This window comes from Georgenia sp., assembly GCF_054605595.1.
In genome coordinates, this window is the sequence record NZ_JBTSDU010000125.1 from 1 (window position 1) to 9,168 (window position 9,168).

Below are 9,168 nucleotides of genomic sequence, written 5' to 3' on the forward strand. Positions count from 1 at the left end.
GCACTTTAGGACCTGTTCGACGTCCGGGGGTGGGCGTTCCGGGGTGGGCGTTCCGGGGGGGGCGTTCCGGGGTGGGCGTTCCGGGGTCGGCGTCCGGGGGTGGGCGTTCCGGGGGGGCGTCGGGGGTGGTTCAGCGCACCCGCACCGTCATCTCCCTGGAGGTCACCCCCCGGTTGTCGGCGTCGCCCTCGTAGACGACCGTGAGCGTGTGCGGCCCCCGCCCGGTCAGCCACAGCAGCCGGGCCGCGACGCTGGTGCGACTGCCCAGCCGGACCAGCGTCGCCGTCCCCACCTGCTGCCCGTCGTCGAGTATCCGCACCGCGCCGGTGGGGGCCGACGTCGAGGTCAGCGTGGCGCCGACGAGGGTCGGCGTGCCCCACGGGGTAGGGATGCCGACGGCCGTCGTGCGGATCGACGGCGTCGCCCGGGTGTCCTCGACCACGTGCGCCTCGACCAGCACCGCGACGGTCCGTGCGGGCACGGTGACCGTGCCGGTGGCAGCGTCCCACGTCGTCGCGCGCACGACGTCGTCGGCCCCGTTCGCCTGGACGGGCGAGAGCGCGTACTCCCGGCCCGCGAGCGCCGTGACCGTCTCGGTGACCGGGTCGGGTGAGGCGTTGAAGACGGCGAGGACGCCGTCGAGCGCCGGGTCGACGTCCTCCCCCGCCAGGTCGTCGACGCTCATGACGATGACGCCCGGGGTTGCGTCCGGACCCGAGCCCGGGAACGTGACCTTCTCGGTGATGGCGTCGGCGGAGCCGAGCCGGAACAGTTCGGTGGAGCTGCGCAGGCGCAGCAGGTCGAGCGCCTGGGCGTGCGCCGCGTCGACGTCGGCCGGGGCGGGCGCGAGCGCGGGGTCGGCCAGCAGCGGCGCCATGACCGGCCACTTGGCGCCGTTGTCCGGTTCCGGCGGGAGGCCGACGCCGAAGTTGTTCGTCTGCCGCGTCAGGTCGAGGAGGTTGAAGTGGTCCCCGGAGTTGTAACTGTTGCGGTCCAGGGACTTGCTGCGCAGCAGATCCGCCCCGGCGTGCCAGAAGCTCGGCGTCTGCGCGAGCGCGGTGGTGGCCAGCGACAGGGTGTTCATCCGGACCCGGTCCGCCATCGGCGTGTCGACCGGCAGCTTGAGGGTGAGGTTGTCGAAGAGGGTCTCGTTGTCGTGCGCGTCGACGTAGGTGATGATCTCCTCCGGGCTGTCCGCGTATCCGGCGGGCTGGCCGTTGTAGTCGAGCTCCGCGCCGCGCTGGACGGCGCCGGCGCTGGTGAGGAAGGAGTAGTCACGCAGGTTCCCCGCCAGGCCCAGGCGGACCAGGTCGCTCTGGTGGGCGAGGCGGGCGGCCTGCTCCTCGGGGGTGCCGGCGGCGACGTCGTTCGGGTCGGTGAACAGGCCCGAGCCGAAGCCCTGGTTGACGCGCTGGTCCTCGTCGAAGGGGCCGCCGCCGCGGACGGCGTCGCGCAGCCGGTCGGAGAAGGTGCCGATGCCGGTGCCGCCGAGCTGGCCCTGCTTCGCCTGGGTGAACCGGGCGTTGCCGGCCACCTCGCCGAAGTCCCAGCCCTCGCCGTAGAGGTACAAGGCGGACCCGTCGACGCCGTCCGCCGCCGGGGTGAGGGCGTCGAGGGCAGCGCGGACGGCGAGCATGTTTTCGCGGCTGTGGTGGCCCATGAGGTCGAAGCGGAAGCCGTCCACGCGGTAGTCCCGGGCCCACGTGACCACGGAGTCGACCATGAGCTTCTCCGCCATCTGGTGCTCGGTGGCCACGTTCTGGCAACAGGTGGAGGTCTCCACCTGTCCCGTGGCGTTCAGCCGGTGGTAGTAACTGGCCGGTCCGCGCTGATTTCGAACTCGCCCACGACCACCTGTCCCGTGGCGTTCAGCCGGTGGTAGTAACCGGGCACCACCTGGTCGAGCACGGAGCGCTCGGCCTGCCCGGACGCGGCGGTGTGGTTGAAGACCTCGTCCAGCACCACCTGGAGCCCGGCGCCGTGCAGGCCGCCGACCATCGAGCGGAAGTCGCTCACGCGCTCCCCGCCGTGCGGGTTGGCGGCGTAGGAGCCCTCCGGGGTGGAGAAGTGGAAGGGGTCGTAGCCCCAGTTGAAGCCGTCCTCGTCGGCGACCGCCATGACGGCCGCTTGCTGCTCGGGTGAGTCGGGGGCTGCGTCGGGGATTTCCGGGACCGCCTGGACGGCCCGGTCCTCCTCGATGGTGGCGATGTCGAACGTCGGCAACAGGTGCACCGTGTTCAGACCGGCGTCCGCGAGCTCACGCAGGTGGTTCATCCCCGCAGTGCCCTCGAGCGCGAAGGCCCCGTAGGTGCCGCGCAACTCCGCCGGCACCGTCTCGTCCGCGATGGAGAAGTCGCGCACGTGCAGCTCGTAGATGGTGCGGTCGACGTCGTCCTCGATCACCGGTGCGGGGGTGACGGTCCACGGCTGCGGCGCCCAGGCCGGGTCGTCGAGGTCGATGAGCACAGATCGGGTGGAGTTCAGCGTCAGGCCCACGGAGTACGGGTCGGTGACGACGTTGGTCTCCACCGTGTCGGTGGCCGGGACGTACACGTCGATCTCATACCGGTAGGCACGGCCGGCCCAGGCGGGCTCGCCGTCGACGGTCCAGGCGCCGTCCGCGTCGCGGGTCATGTCGATCGTCTCGGGCGCCTCGTCGCCGAAGCCGTCGGGGTGCAGGAGAAGGTCGACGTCCTCAGCGGTCGGCGCCCACAGGGCGAGCGACGGCGCCCCGCCGGTCCAGGTGGCGCCGAGGACGCGGTCGGCGGCGGCGTCGGCGTAGAGGTCGTCGAGCACCCCGGGGATCTGGACGCCCGTGTAGGCGGTGGCAGTGCCGTCCTGGGTGGCCTGGCGGACGCCGATCTCACCGGTGAGGATCTCCTCGACGGTGGCTCGGTCGAGGTTCTCGACGGCGAGCGCGACGTAACCGGCCAGGTGCGGGTACGCCTCGCGCAGCGGGGCGGGGAGCCCGCCCGGCTGGTAGGTCAGCGGCACCTCGGTGCCGCCGGTGACCGTGCCCCCGGCGAGCTCGAGCCCGCCGTCCGGGGCGTAGTGGAGCGTCCAGCTGAGCGTGGCGGGATCGGCGCCGCCGAGGATGTCGGTGGGCCATGCCAGGGTCGTCGTATCGAGCCAGTGAGCGCGGTGCTCATCGAGGCCGGCCAACGGTGGCTCGGTCACCTCGATGGTGAGGAGATGGGTGACGATGTCGTAACTGAAGAGGACCGTCTTGCCGGCGGTCGCGGCGAAGGAGTAGTTGGCTCCGTCGCGTACGCCGCCCACGCCGTAGTTCTCCGCCCAGCTGCGGTTGTGGGCGACCTTGACCTCGTAGGTCCCCGCGAGCCGGTCGGTGCTCCAGGTGAACACGCCGTCCCGGTCGGGATCGAGCATCCAGGAGGCCATGCAGGCGGGGTCCCAGTCCCCGGCGCAGCCGATCTCGTTCTGGAACGAGCCGGGGAGGGTGATGATCGGGCCCTGGGAGGTGTTGGTGAAATCGTGCGTGACCGGGTCGTAGAAGAACGTGATCGGACCACCCGGGTGGTCGTAGGCGACGTTGTCACCGCCGGGGACTCCCCCGGCGCCGTAGTTGATGTCCCAGCTGCCGCCGACGGCGACCTTGTACTCGTAGCTTCCCGCGGGCAGGTCGAACGTGCCGATGTAGATGCCGGACTGCGCGTCCAGGGTGAGCGCGGCGGCCGCGCAGTCGGGCTGCCAGTCGCCACTGCAGCCCATCGCGCCGTTGTGGGAGCCGGGCACCGTGACGAGGTCGCCCCCCGGCCCGGGGCCCGGGGCAGCCGCGCCGGAGACGTCCACGCCCACGGAGCCGACAGTGGACGCGGCGGTGCGATGCCCAGCGGCGTCGACGGTCACGGCCCGGTACTCCACCAGGGAGCCGGCCGGGAGATCGGTGACGTCGTGGAAGACGCGCGGGGTGTCGTCCTCCGCGGTACCGAGCGTGGTCCACCCCGCCTCACCGACCGGCCGGAACGAGAACGTCGTCTCCGACCAGGTGTTGTCCGCGACGACGGCGCCGATCGGGGCCAGGCCCTCGATGGCGGCACCGGGCTCGGGGGTGAGCGTGATCGGCGTCGTGACGGCGGGAGCACCGACGCCGGTGCCGGCCCGCAGGACCACCGCGCCGAGGGGCGGGACGGTCACCGTGACCTGCGCGTCGCCGTCGGCCGTCACCGACGTGTCGGTGCCGTACAGCGGGGCATAGGTGGCGTCCGGCGTCAGGGTGGTGAAGGTGACCGTCTGCGCCGTCGTCGCGTTGTTGACCGCGACGAGGTGCTCGATCTGCTCGGTGCGCTCGACGCGGGCGAACGCGTAGACGCCGGGACCGTCGGTGGCGTGCAGTTCGATCTGGGCGCCACGGTCCAGCGCCGGGTGGGCGTCACGCAGGGCCGCGAGCTCGGCGATGTGGGAGTAGAGCGGCGCGGTGGTGCTCATGTGCTCGCCGGTACCGAACATCGAGCCGTCCAACAAGGGCTGGTCGATGTACTCCTGCGTCTCGGACGCGAAGAGTGGCTGGCGGGCGGACTTGTCGTTGCCCAGGCCCACGTACCCCTGCTCGTCGCCGTAGTAGACGACCGGCTGGCCACGGGTCAGGTACATGAGGGAGTGCGCGAGCGTGGAGCGCTCCAGCTCGGAGCCGGCGCCCTGCAGCAGATAGCCGACGCGACCCATGTCGTGGTTGCCGAGGAAGGTGGGTAGCGCGTCCGCGCTCGAGTGCGCCGTCGTGTAGTAGTCGTCCGAGGCGAACAGGCCGGCGAGACCTCGTGCGGTGAAGCCCTTGGCGTAGTTCAGTGCGCCCGACTGGTAGGCGAAGTCGAGCACGGAGGACATCTCGGTGTCGCGCACGTAGGGTGCGGTCGCCCGGGCGTCGGCGTCGAAGACCTCGCCGAAGGTGAAGAAGTCCGGGTTGACGGTGGCGGCGTGGTCGGCGACCGCGGCCGTCCACTCCTCCCAGAACTCGACGTTCACGTGCTTGGCGGTGTCGATGCGGAAGCCGTCGATACCGAGGTCCATCCAGGCGGTGTAGATCTCGATCATCCCGTCGACGACGCGCGGGTCCTCCGTCATGAGGTCATCCAGGCCAGCGAAGTCGCCGTAGGTGACCGACTCGGGGGGCGAGCCGAGGTTTCCGCGGTTGTGGTACGCCGTGACGTCGTTGAGCCAGTCCGGGACCATCGCCGGCTTGGCGGCGTCGCGCACCGGCGTGTACGGGAAGGACGTGGCCGGATCGAGCTCGGGGAACGTCACCGATCCCGCGTGGTCGGCGGGGTCGAAGACGTTCCCGGCGGCGTCGGTGTAGGGCACGGTGGCCTGGTCGACGTAGTCGTAGGTGCCCTCGGCGTAATCGATGAGGTCGGCCGTGTGGTTGGTGATGATGTCGAAGTAGACCTTGATGCCCCGGGCATGGGCGTCCGCGACGAGGGCCTCGAGGTCGTCGTTGGTGCCCAGGTGGGGGTCGATGGTGGTGAAGTCCGTGATCCAGTAGCCGTGGTACCCGGCGGAGGCGTCCGCCCCGCTGCCCTGGACCGGGTTGTTCTTGAACGACGGCGTCAACCAGATCGCCGTGGTGCCCAGACCCTCGATGTAGTCGAGGTTCTGGCGCAGCCCGGCCAGGTCGCCACCCTGGTAGAAGCCCTTGTCGGTGGGGTCGAAACCGGAGACGAGCCGGTCGTCCCCCAGCCCGGCGGAGTCGTTGGCCGGGTCGCCGTTGGCGAAGCGGTCGGTCAGGACGAAGTAGAAGCTCTCCCCTGACCCGGGGGTGCGCACGGGCTCGGCGACGAGGGCGTCGTCGGCCTCGGTGTAGTCACCGGCGATGGTGAGCGCCTCGACGCTGAAGCGGTCGGTGGCGTCGTCGAAGGTGAAACGGAGTGCGGCGGGAGCGGTGAGGCGGAGCGGGACGTTGTCGGCCGGGTGAGCCTCGTCCCACGTGCCGTCCAGGGCGAATTTGTACTCCCAGGTGCCGGCGGGAACCTCGACCTCGAGGGCGTAGCGGTCCTCCTCGCCGGTGCTCGTGAGGGCGGTGGCGGCGCATGCGGTGTCCCAGTCGGCCGCGCAACCGAGCTCGGACTGCAAGGATCCGGTGAGGACGACCTGGCGGTCCGTCGCGGCCGATGCGGCCGGCGCCAGCGTGAGCGGCACGGCGGCAAGGCCCGCGATCGTGAGTGCGCCGGCACTCAGCGCGGCGACGCCGCGGGCGGTCCGGGTCCGAGAAGCCAGGGACCGAGGGGTTCGAGCACGAGGGGTTCGGAAACGCGGGGTTCGGGAACGAGGAGTTCGAGAACGCGGGTTGCTGCGGTCGGAAGGCATGGCGAATCGTCCCCCTCGTCGGCTGCGCCTCGATGCGCAGCTCTGGCGCCGAGACTAGCGGCCCTGCAACGTTGCAGCAAGGGTTACACAGCCCCGATCGGAGTACCTTCGGCGGGCACTCGCGCGGCTCTGGTGCCTCCCCCCTCATCGCCGCCCCCTCATCGCCGCCCCCTCATCGCCGTCCCCCTTCATCGCCGAACAGGTCCTAAAGTGTCGAATTCAGCAAGAAACGGCACTTTAGGACCTGTTCGGCATCCGGGGGGGGGCGGCATCCGGGGGGCGTCCGGTGGGCATCCGCCTGGGGGGCGGCATCCGGGGGCGCGGGCGCACGACGAAGCCCGGACGCTCACGGGAGCGTCCGGGCTGTCGCTGCCACGCCTGGAGGGGCAGAACTCAGGTGGGGCCGTGCTCAGATGGGGCAGAACTCAGGTGGGGCCGTGCTCAGATGGGACAGAACTCAGGTGGGGCGGTGCTCAGATGAGGCCGAGTTTGGCGACGGTCTCCCGCTCCTCGACGAGCTCGGCGACCGAGGCTTCGATCTTCTCTCGGGAGAACTCGTTGATGTCCAGATCCTGGACGATCTCCCACTTCCCGCCCTTCGAAGTGACGGGGAAGGAGGAGATGAGGCCCTCGGGCACGCCGTAGGAACCGTCGGAGACGACGGCGGCCGAGGTCCAGGTGTCCGCCGGTGTCCCGTGCACCCAGGTGTGGACGTGGTCGATCGCTGCGTTGGCGGCGGACGCCGCCGAGGAGGCGCCGCGGGCGTCGATGATGGCCGCGCCGCGCTTGGCGACGGTGGGGATGAAGTCGCTCTCCAGCCAGTTCCGGTCCACGAGCTTCGGGGCGGCCACGCCGGCCACGGTGGCATGGAAGATGTCCGGGTACTGGGTGGCCGAGTGGTTGCCCCAGATGGTGAGGTTCTTGATCTCGGCGACCGGCGTGGCCGTCTTGGTGGCGAGCTGGCTCAGCGCGCGGTTGTGGTCCAGGCGCGTCATCGCAGTGAACCGCTCGGCCGGGACGTCGGGGGCATGGCGCTGGGCGATGAGCGCGTTGGTGTTGGCGGGGTTGCCGACCACGAGGATGCGGACGTCGTCCGCCGCGCCGGCGTTGATGGCCTCGCCCTGCGGGCCGAAGATGCCGCCGTTGGCCTCGAGCAGGTCGCCGCGCTCCATGCCGGCGCCGCGCGGGCGGGCACCGACGAGCAGGCCGACGTTCGCGCCGTCGAAGCCCTGCTTGACGTCGTCGAAGATGTCGATACCGGCGAGCAGCGGGAAGGCACAGTCCTCGAGCTCCATCGCGGTGCCCTCGGCGGCCTTGACGCCCTGCGGGATCTCCAGCAGCCGCAACTTCACCGGTGTGTCCGGGCCGAGCAGCTGGCCGGACGCGATGCGGAACAGCAGTGCGTAGCCGATCTGGCCGGCGGCGCCGGTCACGGTCACGTTCACGGGGGTGACACTCATCTGAACTCCTTCGTCGTCGTACCTGCCGGTGTGCGGCACGAAACCGGACGTTGCCGTCCGGGTGATGCGGGGACCGACCAGGGCCGCCGATGCGGGACGGTCCCTGCCGGATGGTAGTGCGGATGTGGTAGCGCCGAGTGGTGCGGGGGTGGTGGCGCCGGTTGGCGCGGAGGGCGGTGCAGTGCCGGGGCCCGCCCATGGGCGGGCCCCGGGTGCCTCAGCCGAGGCGGGCGGCGAGGTTCTCGTCGAGCGTGGCGAGGAACTCCTCGGTGCTCTGGTACTCCTGGTCCGGTCCGATCAGCAGCGCGAGGTCCTTCGTCATCTTCCCGGACTCGACGGACTTGATGATGACGTCCTCGAGCGTCTCGGCGAAGCCGGTGACCTCGGGGGTGCCGTCGATCTTGCCGCGGTGCTTGAGCCCGCCGGTCCACGCAAAGATCGAGGCGATCGGGTTGGTCGACGTCGGCTTACCGGCCTGGTGCTGGCGGTAGTGGCGCGTGACGGTGCCGTGCGCGGCCTCGGCCTCGACGGTCTGGCCGTCCGGCGTCATGAGCACGGAGGTCATGAGGCCGAGCGAGCCGAAGCCCTGCGCGACGGTGTCGGACTGGACGTCGCCGTCGTAGTTCTTGCACGCCCAGAGGTACCCGCCCTCCCACTTCATGGAGGAGGCGACCATGTCGTCGATGAGGCGGTGCTCGTAGGTCAGGCCCGCGGCGTCGTACTTGGCCTTGTACTCGCGCTCGAAGACGTCCTGGAAGATGTCCTTGAAGGCGCCGTCGTAGGCCTTGAGGATGGTGTTCTTCGTGGAGAGGTACACCGGGTAGTGGCGCTGGAGGCCGTAGGCGAAGGTCGCGTGGGCGAAGTCCTCGATGGACTTGTTGAAGTTGTACATGCCCATCGCGACGCCGCCGTCGGAGCCGTAGTTGGCGACGACGTGCTCGATCGGCGCGGAGCCGTCCTCGGGCGTGAAGGTGATGGTGAGCCGGCCGGCGCCGGGCACCTTGAAGTTGGTGGCCTTGTACTGGTCGCCGTGGGCGTGACGGCCGATGACGATCGGCTTGGTCCAGCCCGGGACCAGGCGCGGGATGTTGGAGATGATGATCGGCTCGCGGAAGACGACGCCGCCCAGGACGTTGCGGATCGTGCCGTTGGGCGAGACCCACATCTTCTTGAGGCCGAACTCCTCCACGCGCGCCTCGTCGGGCGTGATCGTGGCGCACTTGACGCCGACGTGGTGCTCCTTGATCGCGTTCGCGGCGTCGATGGTGATCTGGTCGTCCGTCGCGTCGCGGTTCTGGATGGACAGGTCGAAGTACCGCAGGTCGACATCCAGGTAGGGATGAATCAGACGGTCCTTGATGAACTGCCAGATGATCCGGGTCATCTCGTC

The 9,168-nt window shown here is 70.4% G+C and carries 2 protein-coding genes and 1 pseudogene; all 3 read right to left on the reverse strand.

What is annotated here, in order from left to right; translation table 11 throughout:
• Positions 1-130 precede the first annotated feature (130 nt).
• Positions 131-6,318, reverse strand: a pseudogene (locus tag ACYC1Z_RS12530) (alpha-1,6-glucosidase domain-containing protein).
• Between the two features lie 473 nt (positions 6,319-6,791).
• Complete coding sequence (locus tag ACYC1Z_RS12535; protein ID WP_461409861.1) at positions 6,792-7,778, reverse strand: malate dehydrogenase; 987 nt, start codon at positions 7,776-7,778, stop codon at positions 6,792-6,794.
• Positions 7,779-7,995: 217 nt separating this feature from the next.
• The coding region (locus tag ACYC1Z_RS12540; protein ID WP_461409862.1) for an NADP-dependent isocitrate dehydrogenase at positions 7,996-9,168 on the reverse strand (1,173 nt) is incomplete at its 5' end.

What these genes read in the sequence shown, in the direction of transcription:
- ACYC1Z_RS12535 (WP_461409861.1), bottom strand. Translation starts at nt 7,778, where the DNA reads ATGAGTGTCACCCCCGTGAACGTGACCGTGACCGGCGCCGCCGGCCAG.